The following is a 20,561-nucleotide window of genomic DNA, read 5'->3' as shown; positions in this document are numbered from 1 at the left end:
TGCCCTGCGATTCGGCAGGCAGCCTCGGGTCGATAATGTACCGTTCTGCAGCGGCGCTCATTGGGTCCTCGTCACCGTAAGCACCACCGCTGCAATCCGTTCCGCCTTTGCATAGGTTGGTGTCTCAAGCTCCTCACCGAAGACGTCCGGATCCATTTCACGGTAAGTCCACGCCAGGTTTGGCATGTCCACAAGCGCGCGGGCGCTCTCCAGGAACAGGTCCACGCCATCGACCGAGGGAGCCCCCGTGTAAAGGAGCAGCGAGCCTCCAACCGATAATCGATTGATGGCCTGCGCCACGATACGGACTGACAACTCGGAACCCAGTCGCCCACCTCCGTGGCGGTAGGCTCGCTGTTGAGTGTCCTGCATGTACGGAGGGTTGGCCACGATGAGGTCGAACTCACCAGAGGCGCCGGCGAGAATATCGCTGTGCCACGCCGAGACGTTCTCTGTACCGGCAAGGGCCGCGTTAACGGCGGTGTATCTCAAGGCTGCCGGATTGATATCCAGGGCGAGAACCTGGGCGTCCCTGCGGGCTCTGCCGATCAAAATTGCACCCACGCCGCTACCACTTCCGATGTCCACGGCGTTTTTGATGGGATGAGGCGAGGTGCGAAGATGCTCCTCAATCGCCTGGGCGAAACGGTAGGTGTCAGGCCCGAAAAAAACCGAGTCATGAGCCACCGTGGGAAAACTCGAGTGAACGAACAACAGATCGTCCAGACTCGACCAGCGTACCTCGCTGACCCAGAGGCCTGCATGGGCCCGCAGCACACCGGTTTTCAGCAGCGCTTCAAGTTCAGCCGCAGGAAGCAGGTCGGTTTCAAAAGGGCGGTTCCAGCCAAAGATGTCCCGCAGGCTTCTGGCCTTACGATTCTCTTCACGGGCGTTGTTACGCTCATGGGTGAGCGGCGTGACGGTGGTGAATCGGTAGCCATCCGCTTGCAGCCGTCGCCCCAGTTGCAGCAAGGCCAGATCGTAGGAGGTGTCCGGCGCAGTTGTCTCCTCTGAAGGCAGGGTAGGGGCTTGCAGATTGCTCATCGGAAAAGTCCTTGTGCGAATTGGCTGCTGTAGGTTTTCGTGGCATGCAGGCCATTGAGTGTGTGGTGTAGCGACGGCGAGATGAGGTCAACCAGTTCCACCAGGGAAGCGGGAGATACGGTGGACTTCATGGGCACGCCTGCCGCAGCGGCAGGCCGACGGCGGAAACGAGCGCGGAAGGGCTCGGCGTCAGTTTGGTTTTCCTGCCAGTTGCCAGCAATCCAGTCTCGGATCAGCTGTTTTTCATAACCGTTGAATACGCCGAACATCACGGCACGAGGCCCTTCGATCAGTTGCCAGAAGCGGCTTGCCTCCGGGTTCTGATCTCGCTTTATCCAGCCCATGTTCTCAAGTGCAGCGAGGAATGGGCGACATTCACCGGGCGCAGCCAGCCATTCGTTGATCGTTCTTCCGCCCAGACGACAGTAGTCTGAATGCATGTGTTGGCCGAACGAACGCTTGGCTTCCAGCATGGCCACCAGCTCCCGTTCCAGATCGAACGATTCGATGACCGACGCGGTGCCAGTACCCAGATCGTTCAGTTTGTAGCCCTGCCGTATCCGGAAGAGAAAGTCCTCCGGGTCGGCTGCCGTCGCCAGGAACTGGTTGACTGTTTCCACCGCTTTCTTGGCGTGACCGGAGCTCGCGTTGTCGATGGTCACATGCAAAGTGAAATAGTAAGGATCGATGCCAAGCTCATTCAGCTCGAACGCCGTGATCAGCAAGTGAAGCGGCAGTTGCTCATACCCGAGGTTGTACCCGATGAACTCAGGCAGAAACGCCTCCCCGAGATGGCCCAGCGCGAGCTGCAGCGCACCCTGAATATAACGGTCGTCTGGAAGCTTCCCAGCGGGAGCGCAATCATGTTCCAGCAACAGATTGCGGTAGAGCACCACGTGATTCAGGGCCGGATCGCCGTCGCCCAGTTCTTCGAGGTAGGTGCGAATAAGGTCGTGATAACGCCCGTCCGCCGGGTGTCCCAGCGCGCTGTGCAGCCAGGCTCCGTCCACCAGTTTGCTGGGCGACACGTGCTGCAGGAAATACAGCGCGTGGGCTTTGTTGGTGAAGAAACGACGGGGCGCACCGTTATGGCGATCCTGCAAGTAGAGTGCGTAGTCTTCGCCCACCGTGTGCGCGTGCTCGACCACCCAGGCGGTCCAGTCTTCCACGGCGGATGGAAGCTCGCAGTCTGCGTTGGCCACAGCGTTCAGGTGGTCATTGAGAAACCGCGTAAGCCTGGCCCGGCAGGTTTCAGGCGGCGTTTTCAGCGCGGCGTGGTACACCGAGCAGGCGTCTCTGGAATCCGATTCGAGTTGGGCAGAATGCGTTGAAATCTGGCGCAAGACCGTCATGAAAACACCACTGATATTTTTGGTATAAATCTCAGAGGCGGGGGTCTGCGGATAAATTCCTTCTAATTGACTGAGTGGCGATGCCGATGATGAACGACCCTTTCAAGCTTTCACGTTTCGTCGATGCACAACGTCCGGTGTATAGCCGGGTGCTTGAAGAATTGCGGGCTGGACGAAAAACGAGTCACTGGATGTGGTTTGTGTTTCCGCAAGTGCGTGGTCTTGGCCGGAGCGAAATGGCCGAGCATTACGCGCTCTCAAACGAGGCCGAGGCTCGAGCGTACCTGGAGCATCGCTTGCTTGGGCCTCGGCTAAAAGAATGCGTCCAGACGCTCTTGATGCATCACGATCGCAGTGCATTGGAGATTCTCGGGTCACCTGATGACCTGAAACTGCGCTCCTGCCTGACAGTGTTCATCGCCGTCGCCCCCGAAGCGCCTGTGTTTCAGCAGGCGCTTGACCGGTTTTATTCGGGACAGGCCGACGGACGAACCCTGGCATTGCTCCAGGGCGACCCAAGGTGAAACACGCCGCCTTACCCATGTCCCGTAGGGCTTCCCAGCGCCGAGGTGCTCGTTATCGGTTGTGACGCAATATCGAGAAATTCAGCGCAGCGGCCACGCACAACCAGACCAGGTAGGGGAACAGGATCAGCCCGGTGATGACGTCCAGTTGCAAGGCCATGACGACCATCACAGCGACCACAACCCAGAGCGCGGCCAGTATCACCATGGCGGCGAAAATCCGGTTCGCACCAAAAAACACCGGCGTCCACAGCGTGTTGAGGGCAATCTGAGCGGCCCAGAGCGCCAGAACGGTCTCACTGCCAGGCAGCTGAGTCAGTCGATAACCGGCCCAGGCGAGCAACAGATAAATCGTCGTCCACGCAACGGGGAAGAGCCAGTTGGGCGGCGTAAATGCCGGTTTCTGAAGCGATGCGTACCACGCCCCCGGTTTGAAGATGATGCCGGTGGTGGCAGCGGCGCAGCAGGCTATCAGGAAGATATAAAAGGTCATCGGTTGTCCTTGGCTGAAGAATCCGGATCTGAGCGGCCAATGGGCCATCTGAGGATTGGACGCTAATACGCGCGAAAAGTCCGTCCCGCTGTTCACGGGTCGCTTGAACCCAGCTTGCAGTACCAGTCAGCGTAGGGGCTATTGGTGACCTTGTAGCGGTTGAAGTCTGGCGATCCATCTTCCCACCAGACCGGCCCACGTTCCCCCAGTGCCACTTTAGCGGTCTGAACAGCGGCCCGGGCGGCCTTCATCTCGCCTGGATCACCCGAGGCTTTGGCTGCTTTCACCGCCCTGCGCGCGTCCATGAGTTCGTTGACCCGGCGCTGCCGTTCACCCTCGTCAAGGGTGGGATTTGAGCAGCGCCACAGCCGTCCTTTGACGACAAAGTAACGTCCATCCGGGGTGGTTGTGTTCATGGTGGCTCCGTCATTGCCTCGAACCGCTTTGACCCATTCCCACGCAGATCAGCTCATCTGGATGAAGGAACTGTCGAGCTGCGCTGTGGCCTCACCCTGACAGCAAACCCAAGAGGCAGCCTTATGAACAACGATCAATTCAATCAGTACGACGCTGAACAGCTCCACCACCGAGTGGCGCAGGAATTGGGCATCACCTTCGAGGAATTGAAGACCTGGATGATCAACGACATCGAGCGGGTGACCGAGGGCGGCAAGGAAGTGGGGCATCTGGTGGTGTTCCGGGAGTCCACACCGCCTGAAGTGCTGGACCGGGTGAACAACAAGCAAAGTCAGTTCACCGCAATGACCGGGGTGATTGGCTGACTTTGCCTGAGGGTGCGACTGGCATCGAATCTGCCGGAAAGTCCTGTCCTGTGTCGTCTGCTCTTTCAAGCGGTTACCGGTTACATGGCAGGAACCGCTGTGGTTGAGTCCATTTCAGGCAGGGCGATATCGGTCCCACCCGGCGTCAGAATGACCTTCCGGCAGTCTTCCTTTTTCTTGTCGAAAATCTTGTAGCCCTCAGCCGCCTGCTCCAGCGACATGCGGTGGGTAATGATCGCTTCAGGTTCCAGACGGCCCATCTCGATATGCTCAAGCAGTTCCGGGAGGAAGCGCTGAACGTGCGTCTGGCCCATCTTGAACGTCAGCCCTTTATCGAACGCATCGCCGAAGAGGAAGCCGTGGATGAAACCCGAATACACACCGGGAACGCTGACCACGCCACCCCGTCGCACTGCTGCAATGCATTGGCGCAGCGCTTTACCGCTGCTGCCTTCGAGCTTGAGCGTGGCCAGGACCGTTTCAGTGGTGCTGCCTTTGGCTTCAAAACCGACAGCGTCGACGACGCCATCGACACCGCGCATGCCAGGCGTCTGGCGGATGATGGTATCCGCCGGGTCGTCGTCTTCATCGAAATTGATCGGGATCACCCCGTACGTTCGCTGGGCATACGCAAGGCGGTAGGGGTGATGGTCGACCATGAAAATACGGTCGGCACCTAGCATACGAGCGAACGCAGCGCTGAGAAGCCCGACTGGGCCGGCGCCATAAATGGCAATGCTTGAGCCTTGACCAATACCGGTATTCGTCACGGCCTGGAACGCAGTGGGGAGGATGTCGGAAAGGAACAACACCTTCTCATCGGCCAACGTCCCTGGCACTTTGAATGGCCCGGTATTGGCTTTTGGCACCCGTACATACTCGGCCTGACCGCCGGGAATGCCGCCATACAGGTGGCTGAACCCGAACAACGCAGCGCCTGGGGGAATTGCCTTTTTATTGATGATCGCACCGCGTCCGGTATTGGTGGTCTCACAGGCGGCAAAAAGGTCTTGCTGGCAGAAGAAACAGTCACCGCACGCGATTACGAAGGGAATGACAACCCGATCACCGGGTTGGACAGCCGTCACCGCAGATCCGGTCTCCTCGACGATGCCCATGAACTCATGGCCGAAAATGTCGCCATGCTCGACGGTCGGTATCTTGCCTCTGTACAGATGCAGATCCGAGCCGCAAATAGCGGTAGCGGTGACGCGCAGGATGATGTCGTCGGCGTCTTGAATCGTGGGGTCTGGAACGGTGTCCACTTTCACGTCATGCGCGCCATGGTAAGTCAGTGCTCTCATATCGCTCTCCGCAGTTTGAAGGGGCCTGTAACTAGCGGAGGGGGTAAAGGCAGTATTAGTTCATGGCGTTGCCAGGCAGCGGGATCAGCGGTAGGGCTGGTTAAGTGCTTCTCCTGTTTAGCATCGTGCCGGATAAGTCCGGCAGCCTTTCCGGAAGTGGCGGCCAGTCTATGCAATGCTGGTCATCGCCGACCTGCCACGGTACGGTGTGGCAGCTTGCCCGGGTGTGGCGTTCGCAAGACGCATCAGCGTCTGCTGCATCCGTCTTGTGACCACGTCCTCGACGCGGCGGCAGGTCTATTGCAGATTTTGAGGAGGCGTCACGGTGCTGTTTGTAGTGTTGCTGGGTGGCAAGCACCCGAAGGCCAGGATCGAAGTGCATGACGTGGCAATCGTCGTCGGCGACAGCCTTGAAGCGACGTATCCGCAACTGCGCGAGAGCTGGTTTGGCACTCAGGCGGGTCTGCACATCGACTCCTGGATGGCCGTCGACGGCGTGGAGGACTGGAAAGTGGAACTGAGTCCGCTGGCGCCTCGTCCCGGATCCCCCCGTTTGTATCTGATCAACCTGGGCGGTTACGACGCGAGAGTCTTCGGTGAGGCGCATCACTACCTGCTGGTGGTGGCTCACAGCAAGAACGAGGCGAAGTCCAAGGGTAAGCGGCACATGCTCGCGAACTGGGGACAGCCTCATACGGATGCGGTCATGGACGTCGACGATTGCTTGCCGATCGACAGGGTGGAAGGCCGTTACGTGCATCTGGTCGAAGGCGAACACAACGGTGTGAAGCAGAAGAACGCCTATATCGTTTTACCCGCCGGGCCCCGGGTCGCCGTCTGACAGGCCGACATTCCCCCTATCACCTGAGCAACGCCCAATCTGGGTCGACTGCGCCATGTCGATTCAGAGACACGCGTTTGAAACGGGTCAAAATTTCGCGCCATTCAAACGAGTGGCCGGCTTAATCTTCTGTTTTAAAAAGGGAATTTTTTCTGTGTCGGACAATCTCTGGCTTATCGGAACCGAGGCCAAGGAGAAGAAACATGGCGCAGGAAAAACATTACCGTATCGACTACCTGATGAACGGGAATTACAAAACCTTTTACATCCGCGCAGCCAGGATGGATAACGCTGAAGCCTGGCATTGGGCAACCGTGGACGCAGGTATCGGCCAGTTGCCCAAGTACAGAACTGACCCGATCAATAAACTCAGCAAACCTCAGGCCGAGAAGCACGGCATCACCGATGTCGAGTGGCGGACAGCGTAAGGCTCAGGCAGTCCCTTCGGCATGAGCATCACGTTGCCGAGTGCGGAGTTCGGCCGTCGCGGCGTTCGGAAGTCATGGTTATCTGCAACACCCGGTTGAGCATATTCGTGCAGTACGCCCGATCCGGTCTGACCAGCGATTCTGTAACCGATTGAAAATGTTCACAATAATTCATTCGCGAGACTGGCATGTGCGCTGCAACGTTCCCCTGTGACTGAGAAGGATCGGCACCTAGACCGGTTCAACGACCGTGATACCAGAGGACGAACCATGAACGCTATCGAACTGCTGAAAGCTGACCACGAACGCGTCAAAGCGATACTGACCCAGCTGAGTGAGTCCACCGAGCGCGGTGTGAAAAAAAGGACGGACCTGCTTCAGAAGCTTGAAATGGAAATCACGATTCACACCAAACTTGAGGAAGAAATCCTTTACCCGGCTTTCAAAGAGGCGGGTGGCAAAGAACAGGATGTCATGTATTACGAAGCGAAGGAGGAGCATCGCACTGTGGATTCGCTGGTGCTGCCGGACCTCAAGGCCACCGACCCCGGGACGCCCGAATTTTCAGGCCGGGTTAAAGTCGTTAAAGAGCTCCTTGAGCATCACATCGAAGAGGAAGAAACGGAGATGTTTCCTCAAGCGAACAAATTGCTCGGCAAGGCCAAACTGGATGAGCTGGGCGCGCAGATGGAAGCGATGAAGGCCAGCTACAAGAAGTCGATGTCGCCCAATATCGCAGCATAAGCTTTACCCGAAAGGCCCGGCTCAATGCCGGGCTTTTTTTGTGGGCGCTGCTTATTCGTCTGTGTCTCACCGATTGAGCCGCCGCAGGCACTATTCGTCTTGCCGACGGGTGTAATGCAGCAGTCGATCGGTTTCGGTCTTGACCACCGAGTAGCACTCACAGCTCAACCGTTCCAGACGCGGGCGATCCAGGATGGTGATCTGGCCTCGGCTGTATTCGATAACGCCCTGGCGCTGAAGCTTGCCTGCTGCTTCCGTCACGCCTTCGCGGCGCACACCAAGCATGTTGGCGATCAGTTCCTGGGTCATGTTCAGGTGATTCCCGTGCAGGCGATCCAGCGATAACAACAGCCAGCGGCACAATTGCTGATCGATGGAGTGATGACGGTTGCACAGGGCGGTCTGGGACATCTGCGTAATCAGCGCCTGGGTGTAGCGCAGCATCAGCAGGAGCAGATCGCCGTGGCGGTTGAATTCCTTTTTCAGTTTCTGCCCGGGAAGCCGGAAGGCGATGCCGGCGCTTTGCACCACCGCCCGACTGGAGGTGCTTTCGCCGCCCATGAACAGCGCAATGCCAATCAGGCCCTCGTTTCCAACCACGGCGATTTCAGCGGATGAGCCGTTTTCCGTGACATGCAGGAGGGACACGATGGCGTCCGTCGGGAAGTAGACATGGCGCAGGGTGTCTCCCGGTTCATACAACACCTCACCCAGTTCCAGTGCAACCTGCTCCAGATGCGGCGTCAGCCGTTTAAGGTCCTCGGCCGGCAGCGCCGCAAGCAGATGGTTATGGTTGGGCAGCGGAGGAGCAGACATGGCGAAGCACCGTTGGGGAGGAGGGCGTGCAGGGTCAGGGTACTCCCCTGCACGCCCCGACAGGGGATAGTTCTTCAGTCAGCGACGACGGGCTGGTACTCCCGTTCTTCGGGCCGCGGCGAACGTGCGCGACAATCCACCCTGACCCGGTACTCGCCGTCGTCGTCGCTGAGTGTCAGTACATTGCCGCTGACGGGTTCACCGTTCAGCGTCAGGGACGTTATCGCCGAGCTGCCCTGGCGTATTTCGAAGTGGTACACGGCCTTGCCGAAGCGGTAATGCAGGGTGAAGCCCGACCAGTCAGGGTGCATCAACGGTTCAATCGTGAGGGTCTTGCCGATGCGTTGCACCCCCAGCAAGGATTCGACAATCAAACGGTACATCCAGCCAGCGGAGCCGGTGTACCAGGTCCAGCCACCGCGTCCGGCATGGGGCGGTGTGCCGTAGACATCGGCCGCCATGACGTAGGGTTCGACTTTGTAGGTATCGATTCGCGTCAGGTTCGCTGGATCGGCAGGGTTGATCAGACCCAGCACCTCCCAGGCCTGAGCGACTTCTCCCAACCGAGCGAAGGCCATCCCCGCCCAGACGGCCGCATGGGTGTATTGACCGCCGTTCTCGCGTACGCCGGGCACGTAGCCTTTGATGTAGCCAGGGTCCAGGCTGCTTTTGTCAAACGGTGGATCGAGCAGCAGCACTGCGCGAATGTCACGCTTGATCAGATGTTCGTCCAGTGACTGCATGGCCTGACGCTGGCGGGCGGGCGCACCGGCTCCGGACAACACCGACCAGCTTTGGGCAATCGAGTCGATACGGCATTCCTCGTTGGTGGCCGAGCCGAGCAGTTGGCCGTCATCGAACCAGGCACGCCGATACCAGGCGCCATCCCAGGCGTTCTGATCCAGGGCGCGGCGCAACAACTGGGCGTTGTCGCTGCAGCGACTGGCGAAGGCGAGATCACCGTGCAGGCGTGCCGTCTCGGCAAACTGTTCCAGCACCTGATAGCCAAAGAAACCCAACCACACGCTTTCACCCTTGCCCAGATGTCCGACGCGATTCATGCCATCGTTCCAGTCACCGCACCCCATCAGGGGCAAGCCGTGCTGGCCGCGACCCAGGCTGTGTTCGATGGCGCGCACGCAATGCCGGTACAGTGACTCTTGCAGGGGAGAGGTTCCCGGCTGGTCGTAATAGGACTCTTCGCCTGCCACCAATGGCCGGCCTTCCAGATAGCCAGCGGGCTCGTCCAGAACGCTGAGGTCCCCTGTCATTTCGACGTAGCGACTGGTGGCGGCGGCGAGCCACAGGAAGTCGTCGGAGCACGCGGTGCGTACGCCTCGATTCATCGGTGGGTGCCACCAGTGCTGCACGTCACCTTCGGCGTATTGGTGGCCGGCGCACAGCAGCAGATGGGTTCGTACCGCCGTCGGATCGGCGTGAATCATCGCCATGCTGTCCTGCAATTGATCACGGAATCCAATCGCGCCGCCCGATTGGTAGTAACCACTGCGGGCCAGGAAACGACAGGCAATAACCTGATACATCAGCCAGCCGTTGACCATGACGTCCACCGCGGGGGCAGGGGTTTCGATGCGGATGACGCCCAGCACCGAGCGCCAGTGCTCCCGGACTTTCTGCAGCTCCGTCGCGGCCGCCTGACTGCCGCGGAATCGCTGCACCAGTTGGGTGGCGGCCTGTGTCGAGGTTTCGGCGCCCAACCGCAGAATGACTTCCTTGCTCTGGCCCTCCGCCATGCTCACTTGCACCTGCAACGCGGCGCACGGATCCAGACCGCCGCCCACGCGCCCGGAAAGTCCTGCATGGCGCATGGCGGCCGGAGAGGCCAGTGTTCCGCTGCGCCCGAGGAATTCGGTGCGATCCCCGCTGATGCCGTGATCGATGGTGTCGGTGTCGAAAAACGCCACCCGGTCGGAAAACTCCACTGAATACGCATTGCGCGCAAACAGGGCACCACTCACGGGGTCGGACTGGGTCACCACGTGCATCGCTGACTTACTGCGCAGATCGCCCAGCACCCATTCCGCGTAACCGGTGACCGACAGTGATCGAGCGCGCCCGGAGCGGTTGGTCAACACCAGTCGCGAGAACTTGATGGGCGCGTCCAGTGCTACATAGACCCACAGCTCACTGTAGATGCCATCTTCTTCGTGTTCGAAGACGCTGTAGCCAAAACCGTGTCGGGTCCGGTAAGGGCCGGAACCCGGGCAGGGCTGAGGTGTGGCCGACCAGAAATGGCCCGTCTCTTCGTCACGCAGGTAAAGCGCTTCGCCGCTGCGATCGGTGACCGGGTCGTTGTGCCAGGGTGTCAGGCGAAACTCATGGGCGTTTTCAGCCCAGGTGTAGGCGCCGCCCGCTTCCGACACCACGGTGCCGAGTTGCGCGTTGGCCAGCACGTTAACCCAGGGCGCGGGGGTTGGATGAGTGGCAAGGCCTGCGATGATGTACTCACTGCCGTCGGCGTTGAACCCGCCATAGGCATTGCCCAGCAGCAGCTCGGGCGGGGTCGCGTGAGTCGGCCGCGAGGTAGGCAGGTGCTGCCGGGTCGCCACGAACGGCGCGTGCACAGGCGAAACCCTGCGACGAACGACCTGCTCGGACAGGGTGCCGTACCCTTCGCTCAACACCAGCCTGGCCACCGACAGGACCAGCACGCGATCCTCGGCCGATATCTGCTGGGCCGGCCGTACGAAGATGCCGCCCGGGCGATCCAGCAGCGTGGCTTCGCTGCCCAAGGTGATCAGCCCCATGATTGCGTCCTGCAACTGCTGGCGATAGCCGGCCTGATCCTCATTCCAGATCAGCAGGTCGACCATCAGCCCTTTCTGCCGCCAATACGCATGGGCCTGAACCAGTTGTTGCACCAGTTCAATGTTGTCCAGGCTGGAGATCTGCAACAGCACGATCGGCAGGTCCCCGGAAATCGCCTGCCCCCACAGGCCGGACTGGTTGCGTCGATTGGCGATCAGCACGGCGCTGTCGGCGCGCATCGAGGTGTTGGCATACAGCAACGAGGACGCCATCTGCTCGAACAAGCGGGCGTCAGCCAGTGACGCATTGAGCTGGCGCAGCAGCACCTGGCTGTGGGTCCAGGACAGGTCGAAGACGCGGTCGGCGAGGTGACGGTCGCGGTATTTACTGATCAACGACAGGCACTCGTCGCGACTGTCGGCGACACCCGTGACCAGGTCGATGGTCGCCTGTTGGCCGGGTTGCAGCGTGATGCGGCAGCGTATGGCGACCACGGGGTCGAGCACGGGTCCCGCCGTGTCCGACAAGGCTACGCACGTAGCATCCAGCGCCTGGGGCGCGACCAGGTTGCGTCCTCGCCCGATAAATCGCATGCGGTCGGTTTCGTAGGAAATCGCATCGATGTCGACCCCGTGCGCGGCCAGTAAATGGCACATCCAGGGCGTCGGCTCATCGCTGGCACGCGGTCGGCGGCTGCACACGATGGCCTGAAGCGGGCGCAGCAGTTCGGTCTGCACGAACAGCTTGCTGAACGCCGGGTGCATGGCGTCGCTGCCCGAGGCGGTAAGCACGACTTCGGCGTACGTGGTGATCTCGATCGTCTTGGCCAACGACGCCCGGTTGGTGAGGTGCAGCCGACGCAGTTCGATGTCGTCTTCAGGCGACACGACGATTTCCAGGTGCGTATCGAAATCCAGATGACGGGCCCTGAACTCGGCTCGGGAGTCGCTGAAGATCGCTTCGTGGCTTTCAGGCTGCTGCAACGTGGGTTGGTGCGTCGCCGACCAGACGGTCGAGGTTTCGACATCCCGCAGATAACAGAACATGCCCCAGTTGTCCTGGGTCGTGTCCTCTTGCCAGCGGGTCACGGCCATCTCGTTGCGTCGGCTGTAGCCGCCGCCACCGCTGGTCAGCATCACGTGGTAACGACCGTTGGACAGCAACTGCACGGCCGGGCGTTTGCGGCCCGGGTCGGCGAAGATTCGAAGCCCCGGGTCTTGAGCGTTTTCGCCGGGGATCGGTGACTGCGCGGTTTGAAGATACGGTGCCGCGGCTTTGGGGACTCGCTCCTGGAGCAACAGCAACGCGGACTGCAGCGAGGGAACCGCCTCGAAGCGTCGCTGCATGGGTTGGTTGAGCAACACGCTGGTCAGGGCCAGCAGGCTCATGCCCTGGTGATGCGCCATGAACGACTGCACGATTGCAAACCGCTGGCCGCGCGGCAATCGCGCTTCGGTGTAATCCACCGCTTCGTACAGGCCGAAACGGCCGGCCGACCCTTGCTGGGCCAGGCGTTGCAGGTTCTTGCAGGCCGCCTCCGGATCAATCATCAACGCCAGCGCGCTGGCGTAGGGCGCAATCACCACATCCTCGCTCAGCCCGCGTTTGAGCCCCAGGCCCTGAACCCCGAACGCGCGGTATTGATAGTTGAAATGGGCATCAAGGGTGTAATACCCCGACTCCGACACCCCCCACGGAATACCCAGCGCATTGCCGTGTTCGATCTGCACCGCCACGGCGGCGCGGCACGTCTGGTCCAGCAAGCTGCCATCGTAGTTGGGCATCACCAGCATGGGCATCAGGTATTCGAACATCGAGCCGGACCAGGAGAGCAAGGTCGGCGTCCCGGCGTTTTCGCCGAGCAACCGGCCCAGCGTGAACCAGGCCTGCTGCGGAATCTGCCCTTGCGCGATGACCACGAAGTTGGCCAGACGCACTTCAGAGGCCAGGAGGTCGTAATAGCCGGTGTCGAGCCGCCGTTCGTCGACGTTGTAGCCGATGACGAACAGGTCGCGTTGACGGTCGTAGAGCAGGGAGAAATCCATCTGCGCCATCGAAGCGGCGAGCTGGCTCAGCCGCTCCACGGTCTTGAGACGTTCATGGGCGGCCCGGCGAACCTGCATGACCTCGTCATGGTGGGCGGCGTCCCAGTCGTCGATGTTCAGGCACGCCAGCTGGCGCAATGTAGACGTCATCGGGAGCACGCCAACCCGATGCGTCGGGAGCCGAAAGCGTTGCAGTTCGTCGGTCCAGTCGATGCATTGACGGCTGAAGGCTTCAACCCAGTACGCGCTGTCTTCATCGCTGCCGGGATCAGCGCGTGAAACCATGGCCCGCGCGGTCTGCAACAAGTCGGTCAGGGTGTCGACGTCCGGCGTCAGCGCCGCCCGGTCAAGCCCTATTCTCAACGTATCCAGCGGTTCCTCGTCGCTGTCGCCGGCACGTTGTACCTCGATCAACGTGTCCAGCGTATCGCGCAGGCCATCGATCACCGTCACGCCGAACATCGGCGCATCAGGCAGTTGCGCAAGCCCGGCTTGCAGGGTCAGCAACAGTCCCGCCAGGTTGCCGCTGTCGACGGTAGACACATACTGTGGCCGCAGAGGTTCGCGCGTCTGGGTGTCGTACCAGTTGTAGAAATGCCGCTGATACCGTTCCAGCCCGTCCATGCTGTCGAGCGACGCAGCAAGCCGGGTCAGCAGGCGCTCGGTACTCAGGTAACCGAAGTCGTGGGCGGCCAGATGCGCGAGCAACGACATGCCCATGTTGGTCGGCGAGGTGCGATGGGCGATGGCCGCTTTAGGGGCTTCCTGAATATTGTCGGGCGGCAGCCAATGGTCGTCGGGCCCGACGTACAGGTCGAAGAAGGCCCAGGTCTTGCGTGCGAGTATGCGCAGGAAACGCAGTGCCTCGGTTGACGGTGTGAACACCGATTGACGGGGAGGCGAGCTCAGGCGCCAGGCGATCCATGGCCCGATCAACCACGCCAGCAGCAGTGGGGCGGCAATTCCCAGGGTCAGCGGATCCGTGCACAGCACGGCGATGGCGATCGCTGCCGTCGCTGGCGCGACCCACATCAGCCGGTAGAGCCCGCCCAGACGGCTGGCGGCCAGGCGTTCGACCTCCCGGGACGGCTGCCATTGCAACAGCAGGCGTCGGCTGAAACCCAGCCGCCACAGCGACCGCAGAATCGCATCCGTGCTGTAGAACATTTCGAAGGGCAACCAGGCCAGCGTCAGACAGGCGCGGGCGAGATCCTGCCCCAGATCGCCGGCCACCGCCCGGACGTGTTGCCGATAGGGAACGGCCGGCGCAGGGGGCTGCATCAATTCAGTAAGTGCGCGAAGCAGCGACTGAATCACCAGTAATCCGACCACGGTCAGCGTCCAGCCCAAAGGGTCGTTGCTGAACAGCCAGGCCCAACCCAACATCAGCATCGTGGCCAAGGGTTCGAGACTGCGTCGCAGGTTGTCTAGAATCTTCCAGCGCGCCATGACACCGAGCCGGTTGCGTGCCCACTCGCCGCTCGCGTCCCGCGCCCAGGGCGATAGCCAGGGCAGCAATTGCCAGTCGCCCCTAATCCAGCGATGCCTGCGTTTGACGTCCGCGCCATAGCGCGCGGGGTACTGCTCGTACACTTGCACATCGCTCAGCAGACCGGAGCGCGCATAGCAACCTTCGATCAAATCGTGGCTGAGGATCTGGTTGTCCGGCAGGCAACCTTCCAGCGCGCAGGTAAAAGCATCCACCTCGTAGATGCCCTTGCCGATGAACGAGCCTTGCTGGAACAGGTCCTGATAGACGTCCGAGACCGCTCGGGTATAGGGATCGACACCGGCATCGCTGCCGAACAACTGCGCGTAGGCCGAGCGGGTGACGCTGGTCAGGCTGATGCCCACGCGCGGTTGCAAAATGGCGTGCCCGGCAACGATGTGCGCACCCATGGCATCGAACACCGGCCGGTTCAACGGGTGCATCATGGCCGCCACGCAATGGCGGGCGGTATCCCGTGGCAGCAATGTGTCAGTGTCCAGGGTGATCACGTAACGAACGCTCTGCAACTGATCGACGTTTCCGACAATGGCGTTGAAAGACGCGCGCCCGCTGCCGCGCAACAGCGCATTGAGTTCGATCAATTTGCCGCGTTTGCGCTCATACCCCATCCACACACGCTCATTGGGATTCCAGCAGCGCGGTCGATGCAGCAAGAAAAACCGATCCTCGGCGCCTTCAGTACCTTCAGCGTATTTGCGGTTGAGCCGAGTGATCGCCTGACAGGCGTGGGCGATCAGTTCAGCGTCCTGCGGCAGGGTTTGCTCTGCGGCGTCAAGAAAATCGCTGAGCAAGGCGAAGTGCAGATGAGCGTCGCGGTTAGCGAGAAACCGCACTTCGAGGCCTTCGACCAACTCGTCGACATCGGCCAGATTCGCGATCAATGTGGGGATCACCACCAGCGTGCGCGCGTCATCCGGAATCCCGCGCTCGTAATCCATCTTGGGCAGAACGGAGGGCAACAGACTGAAGGTCACCAGCCAGTTGATCAGGCTGATCGCCAGGCGGCTGGTCATGATCAGGCAGGGCACGGCCAGCACCAGCAGGGCGATGTCCGGCATGCGGTCCCGGTGTGCGGAAGCCAGCAAGGGCGCGGCGAAGACCATTGTCAGCAGCGACACCGGTGCCAGGTAAAACATCAGCGGCGAGCGCTGTAACAACCGTTTCCAGCGCTCATGAATGGGCACGCGGGCATTCAGGCTACGTTCCAGAAGCGGCAGTCCCGTGCTGACCAGGTAATACCCGACATGACGTGCAAGCCCTTCGCAGGACACCGATGCCGCCTGGGCTGTGGCGAGATCAATCGCGGCGCGCGCCACCTGGATTTCCGAATGCTGCGGACTGCGGCGTGCCAGTCGCTCGATGACATGCCGATAGCTGTCCCGTGTGCCGAAATCCATTGCCCGGTAAACCGCGGCAGGGTCTTCGCTCAGGATCTGTTCCACGTGGCTCATCGACTCGACGAACTCACGCCAGTCCGTCGCTGACAACAGACGCAGGCTGCCGATGCTGTTGCTGATGGAGACCTGGTCCGCGGCCTGCTGCTGGGCATCGATCTGGACCTGACGCTCGATGCTGGAGCCTGTTTCCCCGAGCATCTGTTCGATCCAGTTCAGCGGCAGGGCGAGGGACGCGCTCTGGCCCTGCAACCGTCGGGTGAACTCGGCCACGAAAGCGGGTGACATGGGCGGCGTGGACCGCGCCATGTCGGCGACGGTCAGCACCAGGCTTTTAACGTCGCGCTCGGAGGTCTCGATCAGGCGCTCGGCCCAGTCATCGGCGAGGTTCCGGTCGTCAGCATTGGCCATGACCCGTGAGGCGACCCTGCGCAGATTTTCAATCAGCGCCAGGCGTAACATGATGGGGATCGCCCAGAGTTCTCCGAGTGCCAGCGGCATGACCGTCTGATAGGCAAAGATGAAGCGGCTGAGGCTTTGCTCGTCGACGCGCCCGTCGCCATGGGAAATGGTTTCCAGGGCAATGTCGTAGACCCGCGGCAGGCCGGCGGAGGCGCCGTTCATCAGCCGTGGCAGTTCCCGGCTGTAGCCTTTGGGCAGGTGAGTCTTCGCGGTGCGTATGTGATCTTCGATCAGGAAAAAGTTATCCAGCAGCCATTCTGCGGCAGGGGTGACGCGTCGGCTGGACTGCTGTGCCTCGGACAGCGCCGTACAGCTGCGTTTGAGCAACGCCTCGTTGTCGTCCAGCCTGCCGAGCATCGCGTCCCGCGAGGACAACGCGGTGAGCCGGTGCTGCCTGGCCAAAGCGATCCCGTGGTCGGCCATCTGATCGGCGCTGAACAGCTCGGAGCGCAGAATCGGCTCGTATTCGAAGCGGGGAAGGGCAAATGAACCGGTCCGGTAAAGCCCGGACGAGCGAGCGACCACTCTCCGTATGCGTGTCCATATGCTGTTCATAAGGTCCTGAGCCTGAAACGCACGGAGGTGAAGGCGTGCGTTTTGAAAGGTGCGCTGACGACATGCGCCAGCACGAGCAGCGCCTTATAGGACGAAGCTTTGCAGCGAAGAGTGTGATGTTTTTGAGCGTGCTCCGTCTGTGCGCTGGCGCACATAGCGCAGTCAGGCAAAAGCCGTAAGGGTTACCTCTACACCTTTTACCACGACGCCGGTTAAGTGACCGGCCATCCGTAACCTGCGTGCCGTCGTTGAAATTGTCCCCGCACTTATCGTTATAAGCCTAAGGTCATCAAGAGCCAACCGGGTCAATTGGGAGTGTCAAGCATGGCTTACAATGAGAGCATTGAGACAAGGTTCAGTGATGAGATCAAAGCACTCAGCGGGGATTACTGGCTCGAAGAAATGCGGGATGGAACGCCGATGTTAATCCGAGAGCTGGCGGATCGTGACCGTGAACGGGACCTTGTATTCTTCGAAGGGCTCGGCGCGGACACGCCGCATTTTCGGTTTTTGGCCACGTTCAGCGAGCTTGAAGACACCCACGACCAATTAATGGATGTGAGCTTACCCAACCGCATGGCGTACATCGCCCTTGCGTTTGAAGGCAACGAGCTCAAAGAGGTCGGCAAGGCGCGTTACGGTGCTTTCGATGGGGATGCGCATTGCGAGTTCGCGGTGGCGGTTTCCGAACAATGGCAGCGCAAAGGAGTTGCTTCTGCGCTCATGCAGCATGTGATGGACACCGCCAAACGGCAGGGTTTTAAAAAAATCTCGTCGATGGATGCGTCCAACAATCAGCACATGGATCTGTTGGCGAAAAGCCTTGGCTTTACCTGTCGCAATAACGATGAGCACGGTTCGAAAATTTTTCACGAATACGTTCTGCAGTAATCGATGTGGCAATGGATGACAGCCTGGAGCGAGCATCCATTGTCTGCCGGTTTTCAGTGTCTGAGCGGACGGGCTGTTAACGCCCGCTTGTTTCTGACTTCGTTCAGCCCTGCGTCCGTGCATCGTCGTTGATCAATGCTGCAAGTCGGTCGGTAAATACGACTTGTCCATGATGGCCGCCCAGTCCACGTCACCCTTCAACTCACCGTTGAGCCGCAGGCCGTCGGCCATGCGTTCCATCTCCACAAGGTTGAAATCGCCTTCGCTCCACATATGGGGCGCAATCATGTTGTCCACGGCTTCTTTGGCCACCGCCGGCTCAAGTTTGAAGCCTTTGGCGAGGATGTCGGCCGCGTGTTGTGGGTTGTCGTAGATGGCTTTGACGCCCATTCGGCGCCCTTCGATGATGGCTTTCAATTTGTCCGGGTGCGCCTTGGCAAACTCGCGCGTGGTGATGCCGACCGAGGTGGTCATGGGGGGCAGCAGGTCGCCGGATTTATAGAGCGTGGCGTATTGGTCCTTGCGCAGGATCGACAGCGGTTCGATGAGCACGGCGGCATCGACGGCTTTTTGATCCAGCAGTGTCAGACCGTTCACGTAGCCGCCGGAGGCCACTCGGGTGACCTTGTCTGCGTCGATGCCCTTGGCTTTCAGCGACATCAGCAGCAGCATTTCCGACACGCCTTTGGGCGAGGTGATCGCGACCTTCTTCCCGTCCAGCCCGGCAATGTCTTTGAGCGGGGAGCCCTTGAGGGTCACCACCGACGATTCAGCCACCGACCGGGTGCCGATGTTGACGATAACCAGGTCCAGACCTTGCCGTTGAGCGGCCAGGGCAGCGGCCACCGCCACTTCTCCGTACGGTGTGTCGCTTGCCAGAATATTGCGCACGGTCGTTCCGCCACCGCCCGAACCCAGGATGCCGGTAATGTCGACACCGGCTTTCTTGAACAACCCGTCCTCCATCGCCACGGCATACGGCAGGCCATAGAGGCTTGTGCCCCACTGGGTCACGGAGATTTCATCGGCGCGGGCAATCGAGGCCAGCAGCGACATCGCCGCCAGGCCGGCGACGGCGAGCTTTCTGGTTGAGCGGAACAGGGTGTGCTGTGCGGTCATTCTCGAAACTCCTGATAGCATCAAGGTGCTTGGGTCATGGCAAGAATTAAGGCTAAGCGGTGTTATTTTAGTTTCTGTACGCTATTAAAGATCATTCAGCAAAATGCAGGCCAAGGCAGCCGTTACGCGTTTTAGTCGGGTGTATGAATCATAACTTTATGAAATATATATCTTTTCTTTCGATGTAAAAACGTAGCGGCGCTCTCCATAGGTTGAAACAGTATCCCTAAATAAAGCGTATACGTTGATTTGTGCGCGATAAGCGATCAGTTGTCGGCGGTGCTGAGCACGTCCGGGCCAGTCGTCCTGCTTTGGTGCGACTGTCGTACCCACGGCACTACACTGGAGCGAATAGCGTGTACGTAATAAAGAATAGCTCGCATGCTTTGAAGTAAGTGCGTCTTTTGTGGGTTGTTTTCATTTTGATCAAACAGAAAATGTATTTTTAAATCGTTATAAATCAATTACCTGTTTTTATTAAACCCATACGATTAACGACTTGTCGCCATTCTGGCGTCTATCTTGCTACTCCTCCTATATCTAGCGTATGCATTGTATTTAGAGCGCTTTCAGCCTTAACAGGCTCAAGGTTCACCAGCCGGTCCGGAGGAGTGAAGAATGACGTTTGCATTGAAAGGTGGTTTGGTCGAAACGTTACGGGTCGCTGCGGATACCCGGACGCCGCATGTCACCCTGAGTCAAGTGACTCGCTCATTCAAGAAGGCTGGAGCTCGCGAGTTGTTCGCAGCGCTGGGACCAATCGATCTGACGCTGAACAAAGGTGAATTCTTTTCCGTTGTCGGGCCTTCGGGCTGCGGCAAGTCAACGTTGATGGACGTGCTCTCCGGGCTTGCCCGTCCCACGTCTGGCGAAGTGAGGTTCGAGGGAAAAGTGATTTCCAGCGTGCCGGACGGCGTCGGGGTGGTGTTTCAGGAAGACGCCTCGTTTCCGTGGCTGACGGTGCGCGACAACATCGCGTTCGGGCTTCGTCGCAGCGGTGTCGATGGTCCCGAAGTCGAGCGCCGTGTCGCCTATGCGCTGGGCTTCATGGGGCTGAGGGATTTCGCGAGCGCTTACCCGGCCCAACTGTCTGGCGGCATGCGCCAGCGTGTGTGTATTGCCCGCACGCTGGTGATGCAGCCGCGGCTGATTCTGATGGACGAACCCTTCGGAGCCCTGGACCAGCAGACCCGTCTGTTGATGGGCGATGAGTTGCTGCGGCTGTGGCGCGAAACCTCCGCCACGGTATTGCTGATCACCCATGCACTGGACGAGGCGGCGATGCTCTCGGACCGCGTCGGGGTCATGTCTTCACGGCCCGGCTTGTTCATCGACATGGTCGAGACCGGCTGGGAGCGCGACCGCGACAGTCGGGTGGTGTCAACGCCGCGATTCGGCGAGATCAATGCGCGCCTGTGGGAAAAGCTGCGGGTGGAAACCATGAAGGTCATGGGCACGCAGCACTGATCTGGCCGAGCCATTCTTGAG

15 protein-coding genes are annotated in these 20,561 nt (G+C 60.0%); 7 read left to right on the top strand and 8 right to left on the bottom strand.

Features of this window, described 5'->3' with window-relative positions; all coding sequences use genetic code 11:
* Positions 1 to 57: 57 nt before the first annotated feature.
* Together ABDX87_RS02760 and ABDX87_RS02755 are read right to left on the bottom strand one after the other, a co-directional pair.
* The gene (locus tag ABDX87_RS02760) at positions 58 to 1,044 is read right to left on the bottom strand and encodes a class I SAM-dependent methyltransferase (protein WP_346831475.1); all 987 of its coding nucleotides are present in this window, start codon (positions 1,042 to 1,044) and stop codon (positions 58 to 60) included.
* Positions 1,041 to 2,396, bottom strand: coding sequence for an iron-containing redox enzyme family protein (locus ABDX87_RS02755; RefSeq protein ID WP_346831474.1), 1,356 nt, complete (start codon positions 2,394 to 2,396; stop codon positions 1,041 to 1,043). Before ABDX87_RS02755 ends, ABDX87_RS02760 begins: the two co-directional genes overlap by 4 nt.
* 89 nt (positions 2,397 to 2,485) lie before the next feature.
* Here ABDX87_RS02755 and ABDX87_RS02750 point away from each other — a divergent pair, with 89 nt between their 5' ends.
* A complete protein-coding gene (locus ABDX87_RS02750; protein WP_346833687.1) occupies positions 2,486 to 2,920 on the top strand; it encodes a DUF1810 domain-containing protein in 435 nt (144 codons plus the stop codon).
* A 52-nt stretch (positions 2,921 to 2,972) separates the two neighbouring features.
* Here ABDX87_RS02750 and tspO read toward each other — a convergent pair whose 3' ends face one another.
* Both tspO and ABDX87_RS02740 read right to left on the bottom strand, forming a co-directional pair.
* Complete coding sequence (tspO, locus tag ABDX87_RS02745; RefSeq protein WP_346831473.1) at positions 2,973 to 3,413, bottom strand: tryptophan-rich sensory protein TspO; 441 nt, start codon at positions 3,411 to 3,413, stop codon at positions 2,973 to 2,975.
* A gap of 92 nt (positions 3,414 to 3,505) precedes the next feature.
* Positions 3,506 to 3,829, bottom strand: coding sequence for a hypothetical protein (locus tag ABDX87_RS02740; protein ID WP_346831472.1), 324 nt, complete (start codon positions 3,827 to 3,829; stop codon positions 3,506 to 3,508).
* A 123-nt stretch (positions 3,830 to 3,952) separates the two neighbouring features.
* Between ABDX87_RS02740 and ABDX87_RS02735 the strand changes: the two genes are divergently transcribed.
* Positions 3,953 to 4,195 (top strand): hypothetical protein, encoded by a 243-nt coding sequence (locus tag ABDX87_RS02735; protein WP_346831471.1) that lies wholly within the window; start codon positions 3,953 to 3,955, stop codon positions 4,193 to 4,195.
* 80 nt (positions 4,196 to 4,275) lie between these two features.
* On the opposite strand, the gene ABDX87_RS02730 is transcribed toward ABDX87_RS02735, so the two are convergent.
* Positions 4,276 to 5,499 carry a zinc-dependent alcohol dehydrogenase gene (locus tag ABDX87_RS02730; RefSeq protein WP_346831470.1) on the bottom strand — a complete coding sequence of 408 codons (1,224 nt, stop codon included), beginning with the start codon at positions 5,497 to 5,499 and terminating at the stop codon, positions 4,276 to 4,278.
* Between the two features lie 325 nt (positions 5,500 to 5,824).
* Between ABDX87_RS02730 and ABDX87_RS02725 the strand changes: the two genes are divergently transcribed.
* The 3 genes from ABDX87_RS02725 to ABDX87_RS02715 all read left to right on the top strand — a co-directional run bounded on the left by ABDX87_RS02725 (position 5,825) and on the right by ABDX87_RS02715 (position 7,512).
* On the top strand, positions 5,825 to 6,340 hold the full coding sequence (locus ABDX87_RS02725) for a DUF1543 domain-containing protein (RefSeq protein WP_346831469.1): 516 nt from the start codon (positions 5,825 to 5,827) through the stop codon (positions 6,338 to 6,340).
* Positions 6,341 to 6,543: 203 nt separating this feature from the next.
* Entirely contained in the window at positions 6,544 to 6,768 is a 225-nt protein-coding gene (locus tag ABDX87_RS02720) for a DUF6555 family protein (protein ID WP_346831468.1), read from the top strand.
* Positions 6,769 to 7,038: 270 nt separating this feature from the next.
* Entirely contained in the window at positions 7,039 to 7,512 is a 474-nt protein-coding gene (locus ABDX87_RS02715) for a hemerythrin domain-containing protein (RefSeq protein ID WP_346833686.1), read from the top strand.
* Positions 7,513 to 7,602: 90 nt separating this feature from the next.
* On the opposite strand, the gene ABDX87_RS02710 is transcribed toward ABDX87_RS02715, so the two are convergent.
* Both ABDX87_RS02710 and ABDX87_RS02705 read right to left on the bottom strand, forming a co-directional pair.
* Entirely contained in the window at positions 7,603 to 8,328 is a 726-nt protein-coding gene (locus tag ABDX87_RS02710; protein ID WP_346831467.1) for a Crp/Fnr family transcriptional regulator, read from the bottom strand.
* Positions 8,329 to 8,402: 74 nt separating this feature from the next.
* Positions 8,403 to 17,063, bottom strand: coding sequence for a GH36-type glycosyl hydrolase domain-containing protein (locus ABDX87_RS02705; RefSeq protein WP_346831466.1), 8,661 nt, complete (start codon positions 17,061 to 17,063; stop codon positions 8,403 to 8,405).
* 324 nt (positions 17,064 to 17,387) lie between these two features.
* Between ABDX87_RS02705 and ABDX87_RS02700 the strand changes: the two genes are divergently transcribed.
* Complete coding sequence (locus tag ABDX87_RS02700; protein WP_346831465.1) at positions 17,388 to 17,954, top strand: GNAT family N-acetyltransferase; 567 nt, start codon at positions 17,388 to 17,390, stop codon at positions 17,952 to 17,954.
* A 132-nt stretch (positions 17,955 to 18,086) separates the two neighbouring features.
* Here ABDX87_RS02700 and ABDX87_RS02695 read toward each other — a convergent pair whose 3' ends face one another.
* A complete protein-coding gene (locus tag ABDX87_RS02695; protein ID WP_346831464.1) occupies positions 18,087 to 19,073 on the bottom strand; it encodes an ABC transporter substrate-binding protein in 987 nt (328 codons plus the stop codon).
* A 618-nt stretch (positions 19,074 to 19,691) separates the two neighbouring features.
* Between ABDX87_RS02695 and ABDX87_RS02690 the strand changes: the two genes are divergently transcribed.
* Positions 19,692 to 20,540, top strand: coding sequence for an ABC transporter ATP-binding protein (locus ABDX87_RS02690; protein WP_346831463.1), 849 nt, complete (start codon positions 19,692 to 19,694; stop codon positions 20,538 to 20,540).
* Positions 20,541 to 20,561: the final 21 nt, after the last annotated feature.

This window comes from Pseudomonas abietaniphila (assembly GCF_039697315.1).
In the GTDB taxonomy this organism is placed as follows: Bacteria; Pseudomonadota; Gammaproteobacteria; order Pseudomonadales; family Pseudomonadaceae; genus Aquipseudomonas; species Aquipseudomonas abietaniphila_B.
The sequence above is the reverse complement of the archived record's forward strand: the minus strand, read 5'-3'. Positions and strand labels throughout refer to the sequence as shown.